Origin of the sequence: Candidatus Corynebacterium faecigallinarum, from assembly GCF_052264515.1 — a bacterium.
GTDB classification, from domain to species: Bacteria; Actinomycetota; Actinomycetes; order Mycobacteriales; family Mycobacteriaceae; genus Corynebacterium; species Corynebacterium faecigallinarum.
In genome coordinates this window covers 51,134-67,855 of record NZ_JBQQOC010000002.1, presented here as the reverse complement: position 1 = coordinate 67,855, position 16,722 = coordinate 51,134, and the positions used below count along the sequence as shown (strand labels likewise).

The 16,722-nt window shown below is 67.1% G+C and carries 15 protein-coding genes; 9 read left to right on the top strand and 6 right to left on the bottom strand.

Annotated features, from left to right (window positions below):
* Positions 1-8: 8 nt before the first annotated feature.
* The 3 genes from ACTXPP_RS01480 to ACTXPP_RS01470 form a co-directional block, all read right to left on the bottom strand.
* Entirely contained in the window at positions 9-1,187 is a 1,179-nt protein-coding gene (locus ACTXPP_RS01480) for a glutamate--cysteine ligase (protein ID WP_443340534.1), read from the bottom strand.
* 70 nt (positions 1,188-1,257) lie between these two features.
* On the bottom strand, positions 1,258-2,061 hold the full coding sequence (locus tag ACTXPP_RS01475) for a LytR C-terminal domain-containing protein (RefSeq protein ID WP_443340532.1): 804 nt from the start codon (positions 2,059-2,061) through the stop codon (positions 1,258-1,260).
* 50 nt (positions 2,062-2,111) lie between these two features.
* Complete coding sequence (locus ACTXPP_RS01470; RefSeq protein WP_301496192.1) at positions 2,112-2,345, bottom strand: DUF3263 domain-containing protein; 234 nt, start codon at positions 2,343-2,345, stop codon at positions 2,112-2,114.
* Positions 2,346-2,474: 129 nt separating this feature from the next.
* Between ACTXPP_RS01470 and ACTXPP_RS01465 the strand changes: the two genes are divergently transcribed.
* The 6 genes from ACTXPP_RS01465 to ACTXPP_RS01440 all read left to right on the top strand — a co-directional run bounded on the left by ACTXPP_RS01465 (position 2,475) and on the right by ACTXPP_RS01440 (position 8,570).
* A complete protein-coding gene (locus tag ACTXPP_RS01465) occupies positions 2,475-3,803 on the top strand; it encodes an MFS transporter (RefSeq protein ID WP_443340530.1) in 1,329 nt (442 codons plus the stop codon).
* A gap of 31 nt (positions 3,804-3,834) precedes the next feature.
* The gene (locus ACTXPP_RS01460; protein ID WP_301496188.1) at positions 3,835-4,470 is read left to right on the top strand and encodes a peptide deformylase; all 636 of its coding nucleotides are present in this window, start codon (positions 3,835-3,837) and stop codon (positions 4,468-4,470) included.
* A 2-nt stretch (positions 4,471-4,472) separates the two neighbouring features.
* Positions 4,473-5,570, top strand: coding sequence for an N-acetylglutamate synthase, CG3035 family (locus ACTXPP_RS01455; RefSeq protein WP_443340528.1), 1,098 nt, complete (start codon positions 4,473-4,475; stop codon positions 5,568-5,570).
* A 3-nt stretch (positions 5,571-5,573) separates the two neighbouring features.
* Complete coding sequence (locus ACTXPP_RS01450) at positions 5,574-6,338, top strand: exodeoxyribonuclease III (protein ID WP_443340526.1); 765 nt, start codon at positions 5,574-5,576, stop codon at positions 6,336-6,338.
* Between the two features lie 113 nt (positions 6,339-6,451).
* Positions 6,452-7,891 carry a cardiolipin synthase gene (gene cls / locus ACTXPP_RS01445; RefSeq protein WP_443340628.1) on the top strand — a complete coding sequence of 480 codons (1,440 nt, stop codon included), beginning with the start codon at positions 6,452-6,454 and terminating at the stop codon, positions 7,889-7,891.
* A 160-nt stretch (positions 7,892-8,051) separates the two neighbouring features.
* Positions 8,052-8,570, top strand: coding sequence for a MarR family winged helix-turn-helix transcriptional regulator (locus tag ACTXPP_RS01440; protein ID WP_301496202.1), 519 nt, complete (start codon positions 8,052-8,054; stop codon positions 8,568-8,570).
* Here the strand turns inward: ACTXPP_RS01440 and ACTXPP_RS01435 are convergent.
* Genes ACTXPP_RS01435 through ACTXPP_RS01425 form a run of 3 tightly spaced genes read right to left on the bottom strand, consistent with a single transcriptional unit; the run spans position 8,567 to position 11,651 of the window.
* On the bottom strand, positions 8,567-9,799 hold the full coding sequence (locus ACTXPP_RS01435) for a multidrug effflux MFS transporter (protein ID WP_301520387.1): 1,233 nt from the start codon (positions 9,797-9,799) through the stop codon (positions 8,567-8,569). The genes ACTXPP_RS01440 and ACTXPP_RS01435 overlap by 4 nt on opposite strands.
* A 26-nt stretch (positions 9,800-9,825) precedes the next feature.
* Positions 9,826-10,638, bottom strand: a complete 813-nt coding sequence (locus ACTXPP_RS01430; RefSeq protein ID WP_443340524.1) for an ABC transporter permease — start codon at positions 10,636-10,638, stop codon at positions 9,826-9,828.
* Positions 10,638-11,651, bottom strand: coding sequence for an ABC transporter ATP-binding protein (locus ACTXPP_RS01425; RefSeq protein ID WP_443340522.1), 1,014 nt, complete (start codon positions 11,649-11,651; stop codon positions 10,638-10,640). The genes ACTXPP_RS01430 and ACTXPP_RS01425 overlap by 1 nt, the downstream gene beginning before the upstream one ends.
* A 76-nt stretch (positions 11,652-11,727) precedes the next feature.
* Between ACTXPP_RS01425 and ACTXPP_RS01420 the strand changes: the two genes are divergently transcribed.
* From ACTXPP_RS01420 to ACTXPP_RS01410, 3 genes are read left to right on the top strand one after another with little or no spacing between them, the layout of a single operon-like run.
* Positions 11,728-13,236 (top strand): GlnX family signal transduction membrane protein, encoded by a 1,509-nt coding sequence (locus ACTXPP_RS01420; protein ID WP_443340521.1) that lies wholly within the window; start codon positions 11,728-11,730, stop codon positions 13,234-13,236.
* Entirely contained in the window at positions 13,233-14,360 is a 1,128-nt protein-coding gene (locus ACTXPP_RS01415) for a transporter substrate-binding domain-containing protein (RefSeq protein ID WP_443340520.1), read from the top strand. The genes ACTXPP_RS01420 and ACTXPP_RS01415 overlap by 4 nt, the downstream gene beginning before the upstream one ends.
* Positions 14,350-16,719: a serine/threonine protein kinase gene (locus ACTXPP_RS01410; protein ID WP_443340518.1), complete on the top strand. Its 2,370-nt coding sequence runs from the start codon at positions 14,350-14,352 to the stop codon at positions 16,717-16,719. The genes ACTXPP_RS01415 and ACTXPP_RS01410 overlap by 11 nt, the downstream gene beginning before the upstream one ends.
* The last annotated feature ends 3 nt before the right edge of the window (positions 16,720-16,722 follow it).

Below are 16,722 nucleotides of genomic sequence, written 5' to 3'. Positions count from 1 at the left end.
CGCTCCACCTACACCGATCGCCGCAGTGAGTCGACCGTCAGGTCCACTGCGGCGATCCATGCGTCCGGCTGGGTGAAGCCCTCCTCGGCACCGACGTCACCGCGGGTGCGCACCCCCGGCTCCAGAGCCGCCCCGGCCTCCCGGGCCGCCGCACGCTGCAGGGCGTAGTCCCCGCCGCGTTCCATGATGCGGCGCACGTCAGCCAACTCCGCCGAGCACCCCAGCTCCTCGGCGAGCGGGGCGAGCCGCTCCAGCCAGTCGGCGATGTCCTCGGTGACCCACCGCTCGGTGGTGTCCCGGTCGGTGATGATCAACGCCTCCAGCCCGTACCGGGCCGCCCGCCACTTGTTCTCCGCCACATGCCAGTGCTGCAGGGTGGGCAGGTCGCGTCCGGCCTGCCACTCACGTTCGTAGTGCACCACCAGGCAGTGGATGAAGGCGGCGATCGCGCCGACCTCCCAGACCTCCATCGTGGCATCGGCGAAGCGGACCTCCACCGTGCCGTACTTCGAGGGACGCACGTCGAAGTGCATCGAGCCGGTGTGGTTGATCACCCCGGAACGGTCCTGGTCGACGTTGAACGCCTCCCACTCGTCCCAGTCGGCGAACTGGTAGGGCATACCGGCGGTGGGCAGCTGCTGGTACAGCAGTGTGCGGTTCGAGGCGTAGCCGGTGTCCAGGCCCTCCCACGCCGGGGAGGACGCCGACAGTGCCAGCACATGCGGGTACTGCGTCATCACCGCGTTGATGATCGGCCACACCCGGTCCCTGCCGCCGACCCCGACATGCACGTGGATGCCCCAGATCAGCATCTGGCGGCCCCAGTACTGGGTGCGCTGGATGATCTCCTGGTAGGACGATTTCTCGCTGAGGATCTGGTCACCCCAGTGGGCGAACGGGTGGGTACCCGCCGAGAAGACGTTCACCCCCAGGTCATCGGCGACCGCGAGGATCTGGGTGAGCTGTTCGCGCAGGTCCTCGACGGCGCCGGGGATGGTCTCGTGGACCCCGGTGACCATCTCGACGGTGTTCGCGAGGAACTCGCGGGTGATCCGGTGGCCCGGAAACCGCTCGTCAAGGGCATCGACGAGCGCGGGGGCGGCAGGGATGAGGTCCCTGGTCTCCGGGTCGACCAGGGCCACCTCCCATTCGATACCGACCGTCGGGGCGGAGGACGGAAATTCCATGGGGGGAATGTTACTGCATCCGCTCCGGATCCTTTGCCCGGAACCCTTGCCCCGATACCAGACCCCGCTTCTAGGTGAGCGGACCGGTCAGGACGATGACCACATTCGTCGCGTCCGGACCGTTGCGGACGTCGGCCTCGCCGAAGCGGTCGTAGTAGTCGTTGTTTCCGGAAGCCACCGGGATCCCGAGGTCCCGTCCGATCTGCTCGGCAGCGGCCTGCGCCTGGGCATTGCCCTCGGGGTAGTAGACGCGGGTCTCTTCACTGACCCCGGTCACCCGTCCCTGCAGGTTTCCGAAGCCGATGTTGCTCCAGTTATCCTCGCGCAGGCGGTCGGCGGCGTCGGTGGCGATCGGGCCACCGTTGTTCGGGCCGTTGTTCAGCACGGTCACCGCGGTCTCACCGCGGTCGATGTTCGCGCCGCTCCCGTCCGCGTTGCCGTCCGAATCACCATCACTGTCCGAGTCGCCGTCCGAGTCGCCGTCGCTGTCGCGGTTCGCGTCATCCTGGTCGGACGCCCCGTCGGCACCGTTCGCGTCGCCGGTGCTGTTCGCGTCGTCGGAGTCGGCACCGCTGCCGTCCGAGCCATTCGCGCCGTCCTGCTCCCCGGCGACCGTGCCCGAGTCGCCGTCGCTTCCGTCATCGTCACCGTCGTCGCCGACGAAGGAGAAGACGCCCCAGGCGATCAGGACGACCGCCACCGCGGTGAGGATCATCGCCAGCCCGCGCAGCGGTGCCCCACCGGCCGGCTTCTCCTTCTCCATCTCGGGGGTGAGCCCGGCGTCCCCCGCTCCAGCGGCAGCACCGATGGCGAAGTCCTCGTCGTAGGAGGTGTTCGGGTTCGGGTCGTAGACAGGTCCGTTCTGATCAGTCACGGTGCCAGCTTAACTTGTGTCACACCAGTCACACCAGACCGACACCGCCTTCACGTATCCCGACGTCTCAGTAATGTCTTCACCAGCACCGGATCCACGTCCAACGCCTCCGGCCGGGCAATCAACGCATTGAGTTGCTGGTAGTAACGCACCGGAGTGACCTGGAAACGGCGGCGGATCTCCTCGGCCTTCGCCCCCTCATCACGCCACCACAGTGACTCGAAACTGAGCATCTCGCGCTCGCGCTCGCTGAGCGAGCCCGTACTCTCCCCGGTGTCCGTCATGGAGATTCACTCTATCCGGCACCAGAATGCATCGAAAACTCCCCACCGCCGCCACCGATTGCGTACAGTACGTGTGCCCGACATGATGTCGCTCCACCGGCGCGACCACTGACTTTTTCCGGAGAAACAATGACCACAGCCACCAATGAGCGGCAGAGTCCCCCGAACGGCAAGCAGACCCGCGAACAGAAACGGGTCCTTGCCGGCACCCTGGTCGGCACCACCATCGAGTGGTACGACTTCTTCATCTACGCCCAGGCCGCCGCCTTCGTCTTCGCCCCGCTGTTCTTCGAACCGCTGGGCAGCGAGTCCACCCTCGCCCAGGTGATCTCCTGGGCCACCATCGGCATCAGCTTCCTGTTCCGCCCGCTCGGCGCGGTCATCGCCGGCCACCTCGGCGACAAGTACGGACGCAAGTCCGTCCTGGTCGCGACGCTGTTCGGCATGGGCCTGGCCACCGCACTGATCGGCCTGCTGCCGACCTACGAGACCATCGGTGTCGCCGCACCCATCCTGCTGATCCTGATGCGCATCATGCAGGGCCTCTCCGCCGGTGGCGAGTGGGGCGGCGCCGCCCTGATGGCGGTCGAGCACGCCCCGGTCGAGAAGCGCGGCCTGTTCGGCGCCTACCCGCAGATCGGCGTGCCGCTGGGCCTGATCCTGGCGACGTCCTTCATGTACCTGCTGACCACCAGCATGGACGAGGACACCTTCCAGTCCTGGGGCTGGCGCATCCCCTTCCTTTCCTCGATCGTGCTGATCGTCGTCGGCTACGTCATCCGTCGTGCCGTCGAGGAGTCCCCGGTCTACACCGAGATGCAGCAGCGTGCGAAGGAGGCGTCCACTCCACTGGGCGACCTCTTCCGCCACCACTGGCGTCGCGTCCTGCTCGCCGCCTTCATCTTCGCGGGCAACAACGCAGCCGGTTACATGATCATCGCCTTCTTCTCCTCCTACTCCAGCAGCGACTCCGTCGGCCTGGAGCGTTCGCAGACCCTGGTCGCGACCCTGATCGGTGGTGTCTCCTGGCTGGTGCTGACCCTGTGGTCCGGCAAGATCTCCGACAAGATCGGACGCCGCGAGACCTTCATCATCGGCTACGCCATCATCGCCGTCTGGGCCGTCCCCATGTGGTTCTTCGTCGACAAGGGTGAGCTGCTGTGGCTGGTCCTGGTCGTGGTCGTGCTGACCGTCGGCCTCGCACCGTCCTACGCCCCGCAGTCGGCCCTGTACGCAGAGATGTTCCCGGCGAAGGTGCGATACTCCGGTACCTCCATCGGCTACGCCCTGGGCTCGATCCTCGGTGGTGCATTCGCCCCGATGATCGCCCAGCTGCTGCTGGACGAGACGGGCAACTCCTGGACGATCGGCGTCTACCTTGCCGCGATGGCCGTGATCTCCGGCGTGGCCGTCTGGCTGGTCCCGAAGTCCGTGGAGAAGTCCGACCTGCACGTGTGACCTCAGGCCGGCAGCGACTATCCTGATGGGCATGTCCGTCATGCCCATCGTCATCTGTGGCGATCCCGTCCTGCACAACCCCACCGAACCGGTCGACCCGGCCGAGATCGGCTCTGTGGAGTTGAACACCCTGATCGCCGACATGTACGAGACCCTCGATGCCGCCAACGGTGTCGGCCTCGCCGCCAACCAGGTCGGGGTGGCCAAGCGTCTGTTCATCTACGACTGCCCCGACATCGAGGACGCCGGGGGCGAGCGTAAGTCGGAGGCCGACATCGAGGCCCAGGGGGGCCCGATGCGTAAGGGTTGCGTGATCAACCCGGTGCTGGAGACCTCCGAGATCCCCGGCACCATGCCGGACCCGGAGGACGACGTCGAGGGCTGCCTCTCCGTGCCCGGCTACGACTTCCCCACCGGACGCGCCGACTGGGCCCGGGTGACCGGTGTCGACGAGAACGGCGAGCCGGTCAGCGTGGAGGGCTACGGTTTCTTCGCCCGCTGCCTGCAGCACGAGACCGGTCACCTCGACGGTTTCCTCTACATCGACACCCTCGTCGGCCGGAACAAGCGGGCCGCGAAGAAGACCGTGAAGCATGAGGGCTGGACCACCGCCGGCAACACCTGGCTCCCGGGCGAGGACCCCGCCCCCTTCGGCCATGGCGAATAGCAGTGCCTGACACCCCTGACACATCCTGGTCCGGCGCACATGCCGGTGCGGTGTCCCACCCCGGCCTGGCCTTCCCGGTCTCCCGCCACACCGACCCGGTGAGCGTGCGGGTCGGCTCCCGCGCCACGGTGCGTCGCCTCGTCGTTCAGGACGGTCAGACAGTGATCAACCCCACCACCGGCCGCCCGCTGGTCAGCGACGTCATCGGGGTGATCACCTCAGTCGATCCGCTGGTCCTCGTCGACAAGCACGGCGACTCCCACGAGATCCCCGCCGACCAGGTGGTGGTGCTCAAGACCCTGGCCTCCCGCCCGGTCCGCACCTCCGACATCCGGGCGGTGGAGCAGGCCACCGCCGCCGCCTTCCCCGGTATCGCCAACGAGACCGTCGACGGCTGGCTGCTGCGCGCCGGTGACGGCATCACCGAACGGTCCAACTCCGCGGTCCCGCTGGGCCCCTCCACCGGCACCACCCCGGTGCCGATGGTCGCCATCCGCGACTTCTACGCCCGCCACGACCTGCCGGTGCGCCTGCTCGTGCCCGACCGGGTCGCGCGTCCCGCCGAGCAGCTCAAGGGGGAGCACGGCCCGGAGATCATCGTGATGACCCGCGACCTCGACGGCGACCTGCCCGAACTCCCCGACATCCCGGCCCTGGCCGGACGCTCGGTGGAGTTCTCCATCGCCGGGGACCCCGACGACGACTGGCTCAGCCTGTACCACTTCCGCGGTGAACCGCTGCCCGAGCACGCCCTGCGGCTACTGGCCGGACGCATCGACGGCACCCTCGGCTTCGCCCGGATCACCGTCGACGGTGAACTCGTCGCCGTCACCCGCGGCACCGTGACCCGCGGCGGAACCCACGACTACCTCGGTTTCTCCGCCGTCGAGGTCGCCGCCGACTGGCGCCGGAAAGGCTTGGGGCGCTACATGGTCACCGCGATGTTGCACTGGGGACGCGACCACGGGGCGTCCCGCAGCTACCTGCAGGTCATCACGTCCAATACCGCCGGACGCGCCCTCTACCACTCGCTGGGCTTCTCCGAACACCACCGGCACCGGTGCATGACCCTGCGCAATCAGGAAACCGATATGCTGTAGGTCATGCGCATCGCCAGCTGGAACGTGAACTCCTCCCGCAACCGTGAGCAACGTATCCGGGACTTCCTGGAGCGCTCGGACGTGGACGTGCTGTGTCTCCAGGAGACCAAGTGCACCGACGAACAGTTCCCCGACTTCTCCGACATGGGCTACGAACAGGCCCACCATGGGTTCAGCGCCTGGAACGGGGTCGCGGTCCTCTCCCGCATCGGGTTAGAGGACGTGAGCACCAGCTTCGGCCAGCCCGGTTTCGACAAGGACCCGGCGGCCGAACCGACCGAGGAGGCCCGCGCCCTCAGCGCGGTGTGCGGCGGGGTGCGGGTGTGGAGCCTGTACGTCCCCAACGGCCGCGAGATCTCCGACCGGCACTACACCTACAAGCTCGACTTCCTCGACGCACTGGTGTCTTCGCTGCGGGAGGGCACGGAGCCCACCGTCGTCGTCGGCGACTTCAACATCATCCCCACCGACGCCGATGTGTGGGACCGGTCCTTCTTCGACGGCAAGACCCACGTCACCCCGCGGGAACGTGCCGCACTCGAACGGCTCGTCACCGACGCCGGAATGGCCGAGGCCACCGCGGGACTCTCCGGCACCTACTCCTACTGGGACTACCAGGCGATGCGCTTCCAACGTAACCAGGGCATCCGGATCGACCTGCAGTTCAGCCGTGGGATGACTGCCGGTCGTGCCTGGACCGACGCCGACGAGCGTAAGGGCAAGGGTGCCTCTGACCATGCGCCGGTGATCGTGGACTACACCGCATGAGCTGGTCGGAGTTCTGGTCCTTCATCACCCCGGAGTGGCTCGCCTTCCCCCTGGTCGGCCACTACCTCTCCGCGGACCTCACCTGGTGGCAGTGGGGGGTGCTCGCCTTCGACATGCTGCTGCGCATCGTGGCCCTGGGCTACGTGCCCTCCCAGCGCAAACCCACCAGTGCGATGGCCTGGCTGCTTGCCATCTTCCTCATCCCGATGGTCGGCATCGTCCTGTTCCTGCTGATGGGATCGCCGTACATCAGCCGGCGACGCCACCGCATCCAGAACCAGGCCAATGAACTGATCCGCACGGTCAGCCAGGACGAACCCGCCATCCCCGAGGGCCACACGCTCAACGACGAGGTCGCCAGCATGATCATGCTGAACCGCCATCTCACCGCCATGCCCGCGGCCACCGGCGACTTCGTCGCCCTGCACTCCGACTACCAGGAGAGCCTGCGGAAGATGGCCGAGGCGGTGGACACCGCCGAGAACTACGTCAACGTCCAGATCTACATCACCGCCTGGGACGACTCCACCGACGTCTTCTTCTCCGCCCTGGAACGCGCCGTCGCCCGCGGGGTGAAGGTCCGTCTGATGTTCGACCAGGTCGGCAGCTGGAAGTACCCGGGTTACCGCACGCTCGGCAAACGTCTCACCGACATCGGTGTGGACTGGAAGCTGATGCTGCCGTTGCAGCCGCTGAAATGGCGTTTCCGGCGACCCGACCTGCGCAACCACCGCAAGATCCTGGTCGTCGACGGACGCATCGGCTTCATGGGCAGTCAGAACATGATCGACTCCAGCTACCTCAAGTCCGCCAACCAGCGGAAGGGACGGCACTGGGTGGACATCATGGTGGAGGTCAGCGGACCGATCGTGTTGAGCCTCGACGCGATCTTCGCCGTCGACTGGTTCACCGAGTCCAAGGAGGAGCTCGCCCTGCTCTCCCCCACCCAGGCCGCCGACTGGCTCGCCAGCGAGGACACCCCGTGGGACGACACCCCCGGCGCCGAGGTCATGCAGGTCATCCCCTCCGGCCCGGGATACACCACCGAACCCAACCTGCGACTGTTCGTCTCACTCGCGCACCACGCGAAGGAGCGGCTGGTCATCGTCAGCCCCTACTTCGTGCCGGAGGAGGCACTGATGGACGCGGTGACCACGGCGTCCTACCGCGGTGTGGAGGTCGAACTGTACGTCTCGGAGAAGGCCGACCAGGCCCTGGTCGACTTCGCCCAGTCCTCGTACTACTCCGAACTGCAACGCGCCGGTGTCCGTATCTTCCAGTACCCCTACCCGGCGGTGCTGCACACCAAGTTCATGATCGCCGATGACGAGGTCGCGGTGATGGGGTCGTCCAATATGGACATCCGCTCCTTCGAGCTGAACTACGAGGTCACGCTGATGGTCGAAAAGGGTGACGTGATCAGTGCCCTGCACGATCTGGCCGCCGACTACCGCGCCGAGTGCACCGAATTGACCACCGACCAGTGGAACAGCCGGCCGATGTGGCGACGATATCTGGAGAATGTCGCCCGCCTTACCTCGGCACTGCAGTAGGTGGCATACAATGTCATAAACACATAGCCTGAAGAAACTACCGCGCACGCGTTCGACCCCGACGACCATCACAGGAGAGAAGGAGCCCACCATGGCCAGTGACATCCAGGACAGCAGGGATTCCCGGGACGGTTCAGGCACCGTCGAGGACACCGATTTCATGGGGGACGCACTCCACGACCAGATCCGCGGCCACCGCGCCCCGGAGATCCTCCCCGAGATCGACGTGGCCGAGATCGCCACCGCCGTCTACGACTTCCTTTCCGCACTGCGTCGGCTCATGGACCGGCCCAACCACAAGCTCTCGGTCTCCCAGTCCGAGATCGAGGTGCTGCACTTCATCGCCCAGCACCCGGGCTGCGGTGTCTCCGACATCGCCCGGCTGCGGTTCCTGCGCGCCTCGAACGTCTCCGCCACGGTGCGTCGCCTGATCAACTCCGGCCTCGTCGTGCGCCAGGCAAACGACCAGGACCGCCGGGCCCAGGACCTCGACCTCTCCGACGACGGCATCGAGATGCTGAACTCCGTCACCGACGAATGGGCGATGCTCATCGCCCGGGCCGCCAAGCGAATGGACGGCCGCGACCTCGCCAAGCTGCGCCGTGGTGTCCCCGCCCTGCGCAACCTGTCGATCGCCGCCGAGAGTCTCATCGAGGACATCCAGCGCAGCCGTAGCTAACCGCGCTGCAGTACCGTGGCCCGCCGCGCGGCACCCCGGCGTCCCACGACGCCGGCGACCGCCGCCACCGACGCACACACCGCCATCACCGTGGCCATGGTCAGCAGACCGTCCTCCCCCAGTCCCACCACCGGTGCGACCGCGCCGGCCATGAGGAACTGCGCGGCACCCAGCAGAGCGGATGCCGCCCCGGCGCGCCCCGGGGCCAGGTCCATCGCCTGCGCGGTGGTGTTGCCCATGTTGAATCCGGAGCCGACCGTCGCGACGAAGGTCAGGATGATCACCAGCGGCAGGGAATGCACGGTCAGTGCCACGATCAGCAGGCCGAACGCTCCGGTGACCAGCATGGTCTGTCCCACGATCTGCATCCGCGGTGCCCCGATCCGTCCCACGATCCGGACGTTGACCATGTTCGCCAGTACCAGGGCGACCGCATTGCCGGCGAAGACCAGGCTGAAGGCCGTCGGACCGAGGCCGAACTGTTCCTGCATCACGAAGGAGGACCCGGACACGAAGGAGAACATCACGCCAAAGCCGACGGCGAAGGCCACCAGATGCCCCATGTACGGGCCGATCAGGAACAGGCCACCCATCCGCCGGTAGACGGTGAGGATCGAGCCGGTGGCCCGCTTCTCCGGTGCGTGGGTCTCCGGCAGGGCGAGTGCCACGACCACCTGGAGCAGCGCAATGGCGGCCAGCGTCCAGAAGACCGCCCGCCAGCCTGCCAGTCCGGCGACCACACCGCCGACGACCGGGGCGATGATCGGTGCCATCGAGGTGAACATCATCATCGTCGACAATGCCGCCGCGGCCGCCGCCCCCTGCACCCGGTCGGCGATCATCGCCCGACCCAGGGTCACCCCCGCACCACCGGCAGCCCCCTGGAAGAAGCGGATCACGATGAAGAGCCCGATCGACGGGGCCAGTGCACAGAGCACCGAAGAGACCAGACCGACGACGGTCGCGCCGACAAGCAGGCGGTTTCGTCCCAGCCGGTCCGACAGCGGTCCGATGACCAGCTGGCCGGCGGCCATCCCCACCATGTAGGCGGTGATGGTCAACTGGGTCAGCGACGCGGTGGTGTCCAGCTCGTCGGTGATCTCCGGTAGCGACGGCAGGTACATGTCCGTGCCGAAGGGACCTCCGGTGGACAACAGGGCGATACCGGCCAGCATCGCCAGCGGCATGGCCGCCTTCTGTGACGAGCGTGGGGACGGGTTCTGTGACATGATCCCGTCAGCTTACCAACTCCGGTTCAGGCATCCCGACGGCGCAGTGCCACCAGCCCGGCGAGGAACACCACCAGGGCGATCGCGGCAAAGTAGATCATCGACCCGCCCTGGCCCCAGGCCGCATTGTTGACGTCGTTGAGGTTGACGGCACTGCGCATGTTCAGGAAGGGCATGTAGGGGTAGATCTCGTCGCTGACCTTCGGGATGAAGTTCACCAGGTCCTCGAGCACCAGGCTCCACAGCAGGACGACGGCCATCGCCCCGGCCGTGTGCCGCAGCAGGTAGGCCACACCGATCGCCAGACCGACACCCAGCACGGAGAACAGGGTCATCCGGGCGACCACGTTCCAGGCGTCGTCGGCGGACATCGACATCCCGTCCAGCACCGAGGTGTCCTCGATCTGCAACCCGGCGACCCACTTGTACAGGTACACGCTGACCACCGAGACAATCACCGTGACCACCGCAGCGATCAGTCCGTAGACGATCCACTTGGCCACCGGGAGCTGCCAGCGTTTCGGCGCGGCCAGAACATTGGATTTCGCGGTCCCGTTGCCGTACTCACCGGTGACCAGCAGGACGGCCTGGATGAGGATGATCATCAGACCGAACACCGGGAACGCGAAGATCGCCCCGGAGACACTCATGGTCTCCACCATGCTGGCGACGACGTCCATCTCGCCGTCGTCGAGCGCCGTCTGCAGACTGAAACCGCTGGCCCAGGCCATGATGGCGCCGAGTCCCCAGACTATGACCGCGACGAGGACGGTGGTCCAGTAGACGGACCTGGTGGAGCGGATCTTCAACCACTCGGAGCGGATGGTGTTCAACAGCATTACTTCTCCCCCTCGTCACTGGCGTTGCCTGCCGGCGGAACCGGGGCCGGTCCCGGATCCGACACCGGGCCCTGGCCCGGGACGTCCTGAATGTCCCCCAGGGTGGCATGGTAGTCCACCGCGTGGCCGGTCATACGCATGAAGGCGTCCTCCAGCGAGGCACGCTTCTCGCTGAGCTCGCGCAGCATCAGCCCGTAGCTGAAGGCGATCTCGCCGACGGTGTCGGGCTCGGTGTCCTCCATGACCAGGATCTGACGACCGTCCCCGTCGGTGGACTCGGTGAACACGATGTCCTGCTCCGTCAGGGCGTCCTTTAACTCATCACTGTGCGGGGTCCGCACCACCGTGGTCGCCGTGGACGCATTCTTGATGAAGTCGTGGGTGGAGGTGTTCGCGACCAACTTTCCCCGGCCGATGACCACCAGGTGGTCGGCGGTCTGGGCCATCTCACTGAGCAGGTGCGAGCTGATCAACACCGTGCGTCCCTCACCGGCGAGGTGGCGGACGAAGTCACGGACCCACCGGATACCCTCCGGGTCCAGGCCGTTGACCGGCTCGTCGAGGATCAGCACCTCCGGGTCGCCCAGCAGGGCGACGGCCAGGCCGAGACGTTGGCCCATACCGAGGGAGAAGTTGCCGGCTTTCTTACCTGCGACATCCGTCAGGCCGACGAGATCGAGAACCTCGTCGACCCGCGTCGCGGCGATACCGTTCGCCGCGGCCAGCCACTTCAGGTGGTTGGCCGCGGTGCGGTTGGGGTGGGTCCACTTCGCGTCGAGCAGGGTCCCGACCTTGTGCAACGGCTTGGCGTACTCGTCGTAGCGTTTGCCGTCGATCGTCGCCGTCCCGGCGGTGGCGCGGTCGAGGCCGACGATCATACGCATCGTCGTCGACTTCCCGGCACCGTTCGGCCCGAGGAAGCCGGTGACGATCCCGGGTTCGACGGTGAAGTTCAGGTCGTCAACGACGGTGGCGGATCCGTACCGCTTAGTCAGGGATTGGACATCAATCATTCTTCCTATGGTGCCACAGAGTGCACGTGAGGTTTCGGTGACACATCATCGTGACTGCAACTGTAGGATTGCAGTCATGCCCGCTCCGGAAACCGACTCCTTGGACGGGGCCGCTGACCCGGCCCCGGACGGTGCGATTTCCGCGTCGGTGACCAGTGGGGACAGTTCGACCCGTCCAGCCGCGGGCACCGGTGACCGGCGCACCGACTCCGACCGGTGGATGGACGATGCCCTGCAGCGGCGCGCCAGCCCCGGCCCGATGGGGGTGTTCAGCCCGGCCCTGGAGATCCCCCGCCGGATCCAGCGTTTCATCTCCACCACCCCCGGTCTGATGACGGCCGTCTCCGCACTGCTGGTGTTGGCCATCATCGCCGCCGGCGGGGCGATGGCCGGCCAGGCCGCGAACCAGCAGGGAGACCTCAACACCCTGGTCAACCGCACCGAGCCGGTGTCCTTCGCCGCCCAGGACCTCTACAACTCCCTCTCGGTGGCCGATTCGGTCGCCACCACTGGCTTCGTGGAGGACGCCGCGGGCGCGGCCGACTACCAGTCGTCCTACCGGGAGGCCCTGGACACCGCCTCACGGGCGGTGGTCCGGGCCGCCGCCGGGATCGACGACCCGTCCTCCCGCGAGATGGAACTGATCCTGGAGATCCAGGAGAAGCTGCCGATGTACACCAGCCTGATCACCGAGGCCGGGGTGAACAACCGCCACGGACTACCGGTCGGCGGGGCCTACATCACCCAGGCCAGTTCGATGATGCAGGACGACATCCTCCCGGCCGCCGGCGAGCTGCACACCCGCACCAGTTCGGAGGTGGGACGCCAGCAGATCGCCCTGACCCAGCCCAACTGGTTCGCCCTCTCCGGCCTGGTCGCCGCGGTGGTGCTGCTGATCATCGCGCAGTTCTACCTGGCCGCACAGACCAACCGCCGGATCAACCCCGGCTACCTCGCCGCCACCGTGCTGATGACCATCGCGATGTTGTGGGCCGGCGGGTCCGCGCTGAACACCTGGACCAACGGTTCCCGCGGTCTCGACGGCACCACCCAGCCCCTGGAGGCGCTCACCACGCTGCGTATCGAGGTGCAGCAGACCCGGACCTCCGAAGCATTGGGCCTGGTCCAGCGCGACTACAACGACAGCGACCGTTCCTCGTTCTCCGACCAGATCGCCTCGATCGACGCGGCGTTGGAGCAACTACGCCCGTCCATCAGTGACCGCGACGCCGTCGACGAGGCCCGGGAGAACCTGCGTTCCTGGGACAGCGCCCACGCGGACATGCTGTCACTGGTACGCGAAGGTGACTACGCTGCGGCGATCCGGGCGACCGTCGGTGACAGCCCGACCGTCGCCGACGACGGCTCCGGCACCTCCGCACCCCCGACGGTGACCGAGTCCTACCAGGCGCTGGACGGTAACCTGCGCACCCTGATCAACGACACCCGTGAGCAGTTGCGCGAGTACCTGTCCGACTCCCGGGCCGCGGCACAGCAGGTGACGTCCATCGTGATACTGCTGGGCCTGGTCTCGGCACTGTGCGTCATCCAGGGCACCCGCCCCCGTCTCCAGGAGTACCTGTGAACCCGCACCCGCTCCGCGCCGCGCTGGCGCTCACGACTGCACTGGCCGCGTCCCTGGCCCTGGTGTCCTGCGCCTCCGAGGGCCTCGACCTGCAGGAGTGGCCGGAGCCGCCGGAACCGTCCCTGGCGCTGCCGAACGGGTCCACTCTCATCCCCGCCACTGCCGATGCCGGCGAGGACGTCCTGCCGAAGGACTCCGGCGAGCCCTTCGGCTCGCTGCGTCCCAACCGCAGTCCCGACACCGGCGAGGAGGTATCGCCGAACCGTCGGGTGCCTGAGATCATCGAACGTGGCCGTCTGGTCGTCGGCGTCGCCCAGTCGCTGAACCGCCTGGGCTTCCGCGACCCGGTCACCAAGAACATGGCAGGTTTCGAGGTCGACCTGGCCCATGAGATCGCCCGCGACATCTTCGGCGACCCGGACCGGGTCGAGTTCCGCTTCGTGGAAGGCACGGGCCGGGAGAACGCCCTGGCCGAGGGCACGGTGGATCTGGTGCTACGCACCATGACCGTCACCCGGGACCGGCAGACCGAGGTGGAGTTCTCCGTCCCCTACCTCACGACCTATCCGCGCATCCTGGTGATGCGGAATTCCGGGATCCACAGCGAGGCTGACCTGACGGACCGGTCGGTCTGCGTGACCGTGGACTCCACCAACCTGCTGGAGCTACGCCGCCTCGACTCCCATGGCGACATCCTGACCACCCAGACCTGGTCGGACTGCCTGTTGGCGATGCAGCGACAGCAGGTGGACGCCATCTTCTCCGACTCGGCGATCCTCTCCGGGCTGCAGTCGCAGGACCCGTACACCGAGATTGTCGGGACCGCGACCGACGCCTCCCAGTACGCGGTGGCCGCCGCGCTTCCCCAGCAACGCGACTCGTCCTCACTGGTGCGCCAGGTCAACTCCACCATGGAACGGATCCGCTCCGACGGGACGTGGGACCGGCTCTACCAGCAGTGGATGCAGGACTACCTCGGCGACGGCAGCGCGCCGGACATGAAGTACCGCACCGCCGATGACACCCGGGAGCTGGCCGCGCTGCGCCATCAGGCACTGCAGGACGCCGCGGACTCCGCCGCCGAATCGGAAGCCGAGATCGAGGAGGACAACAATGAACAGTGACCCGATCTCCCGTGACGAGACCGGGACCGAGACGGAAGCCACCTTCTTCGACCCCTTCGCCGACGACGAAGACCAGGACACCGGCGACAGCGCCGCCACCCAGGCCACACCGTTCGACCCCTTCGCGGACGACGGGGACGGGGCCACCAACCCGACCCCGACGCTGAACCAGGCCCAGGAGGACTCGGGGGAACGCAGCCGTCGCGAGGCTCTCTCCACCTTCCGCCGGCGGCGCGGCACGTCCCGCGCCGGTGCCGAGGTCGCCGGCGGCATGGTGCGTCTGCCGTTCATACCGCCGACGAACCCGCCGGACGCCGTCATCGACGACGAGGAGGTGGAGAAGGCCGTCGCCGGGGGAACGGAGCGTCCTGTCCTCCACCCCGGCGACATCGTCGCCGCCCAGTACGAGGTGCTGGGGCCGATCGCACACGGCGGCATGGGCTGGATCTACCTCGCCATCGACCACAACGTCTCCGACCGGTGGGTCGTGCTCAAGGGCATGATGGAGACCAACACCGCGCACGAACGTGCCATCGCCGACTCCGAACGCGCCTTCCTCGCCGACATCACCCACCCCGGGATCGTCAAGATCTTCAACTTCATCGACGACACCCGCAGCCCCGGTGGATTCATCATCATGGAGTACGTCGGCGGGCCGTCGCTGCGCCACCGTCGTATGCGCCAACCCGGCAACACCCTGCCGGTCGACACCGCCATCGGCTACCTCCTGGAGATCCTGCCGGCGTTGGACTACCTGCACTCCCGCGGCGTGGTCTACAACGACCTGAAGCCCGACAACATCATCATCACCGAGGACCAGACGAAACTGATCGACCTGGGTGCGGTATCCGGCATCGGCGCCTTCGGCCACATCTACGGCACCCGGGGTTTCCAGGCCCCGGAGATCTCCCGTACCGGCCCCACCATCGCCAGCGACATCTTCACCGTGGGACGCACTCTCGCCAGCCTCATCGTGAAACTCCCGGTCACCGACGGGGTCTACGACGAGGGACTGCCCACCCCGGACGACGAACCGATCTTCCGGAAGTACCTCTCGCTCTACCGTCTGCTGCTGCGGGCCACCCACGAGGACCCGGAGAAGCGGTTCTCCTCCGCCGGCACCATGGCCAACCAGCTGACCGGGGTACTGCGGGAGGTGCTGGCCATCCGGGACGGCCGCCAGTACGCACACCTCGACACCCGCTTCACCGCCCAGCGATCCACCTACGGCACCAAGCACCTGCTGTTCCCCACCGACAAGTTGATCGACGGCATCGAGCGCTCGGTGGAGATCACCTCCCCGGAGGTCGTCTCGGCGCTGCCCATCCCGCTGACCGATCCGAATGATCCCGGCGCCTCTCTGCTGTCGGCGGCGAGCCTGACCGAGCCCGGTGAAATGCTCGACACCCTGAGGGCCGCCCTGAACCAGCCGGACATGTCCCGCTCCACCGAGATCCCGTTGACCATCGTGCGCGCCCAGCTCGACCTGGGCATGACCACCGAGGCGGGGCTGACGCTGCAGAACATGGACGACAGCCTACGCAGCGATTGGCGGCACCTCTGGCTCTCCGGGGTGTCCAACCTGCTGAACGGAGATTTCTCTTCCGCACAGGAGAGCTTCAACGAGGTGCTCAACACCCTCCCCGGCGAGCCTGCCCCGAAACTCGCCCTGGCCGCCACCGATGAGTTGCTGCTGCAGCACCAGGGGGTGAACTACACCCGCCTGCTCGACACGGACGTGCAGAAGGCTTCGCTGGCACTGACGTACCCGCGGGGCAAACAGGGCACCGACTACAGCGAGGTACCCGGGTGGACGCACGTGACCAAGGACCCGGTGGCGTTGCGGTTCCACACGATCCGTCTCTACGGCCTGGTGTGGACGACCAACCCGACGACGGTCTCGGCGGCTTTCGGCCTGGCCCGGCAGTTGCACGCCGAGGGTCTGGTGGACGCGGCGATCTCGGCCCTGGACCGGGTTCCGCAGTCCTCCCGCCACCACCAGACGGCACGTCTGACCACGGTGCTGATACTGGTGTCGGACCAGTCGACTGTCAATGAGGCCCGGTTACGTCGCGCCGCCCGCCGCCTGGAGATCATGCCGACGAACGAACCACGGATCCTGCAGGTCAGGCTCGCTGTACTGGCGGCGGCCCTCGACTGGCTGCGGTCGCGCCCCGACGGTGACCCGGCCGTCAGAAAGTCCTCCCCTCCACTGTTCGACGTGGAGTTCAGCGAGAGTGGCCTACGCGCCGGACTGGAGCAGGGACTGCGGGAGATCGCCCGTCAGTCCCCGTTCACCAACCACCGGTTCCGGCTGGTCGATATGGCGAACAAGATCCGTCCCCGGACCTGGTTCTGACGG

Coding starts and splice junctions, on each gene's coding strand:
- ACTXPP_RS01480 (WP_443340534.1), bottom strand. CDS start 1,187: ATGGAATTTCCGTCCTCCGCCCCGACGGTCGGTATCGAATGGGAGGTG.
- ACTXPP_RS01470 (WP_301496192.1), bottom strand. CDS start 2,345: ATGACGGACACCGGGGAGAGTACGGGCTCGCTCAGCGAGCGCGAGCGC.
- ACTXPP_RS01465 (WP_443340530.1), top strand. CDS start 2,475: ATGACCACAGCCACCAATGAGCGGCAGAGTCCCCCGAACGGCAAGCAG.
- ACTXPP_RS01460 (WP_301496188.1), top strand. CDS start 3,835: ATGTCCGTCATGCCCATCGTCATCTGTGGCGATCCCGTCCTGCACAAC.
- ACTXPP_RS01450 (WP_443340526.1), top strand. CDS start 5,574: ATGCGCATCGCCAGCTGGAACGTGAACTCCTCCCGCAACCGTGAGCAA.
- cls (WP_443340628.1), top strand. CDS start 6,452: ATGCTGCTGCGCATCGTGGCCCTGGGCTACGTGCCCTCCCAGCGCAAA.
- ACTXPP_RS01440 (WP_301496202.1), top strand. CDS start 8,052: ATGGGGGACGCACTCCACGACCAGATCCGCGGCCACCGCGCCCCGGAG.
- ACTXPP_RS01435 (WP_301520387.1), bottom strand. CDS start 9,799: ATGTCACAGAACCCGTCCCCACGCTCGTCACAGAAGGCGGCCATGCCG.
- ACTXPP_RS01430 (WP_443340524.1), bottom strand. CDS start 10,638: ATGCTGTTGAACACCATCCGCTCCGAGTGGTTGAAGATCCGCTCCACC.
- ACTXPP_RS01425 (WP_443340522.1), bottom strand. CDS start 11,651: ATGATTGATGTCCAATCCCTGACTAAGCGGTACGGATCCGCCACCGTC.
- ACTXPP_RS01420 (WP_443340521.1), top strand. CDS start 11,728: ATGCCCGCTCCGGAAACCGACTCCTTGGACGGGGCCGCTGACCCGGCC.
- ACTXPP_RS01410 (WP_443340518.1), top strand. CDS start 14,350: ATGAACAGTGACCCGATCTCCCGTGACGAGACCGGGACCGAGACGGAA.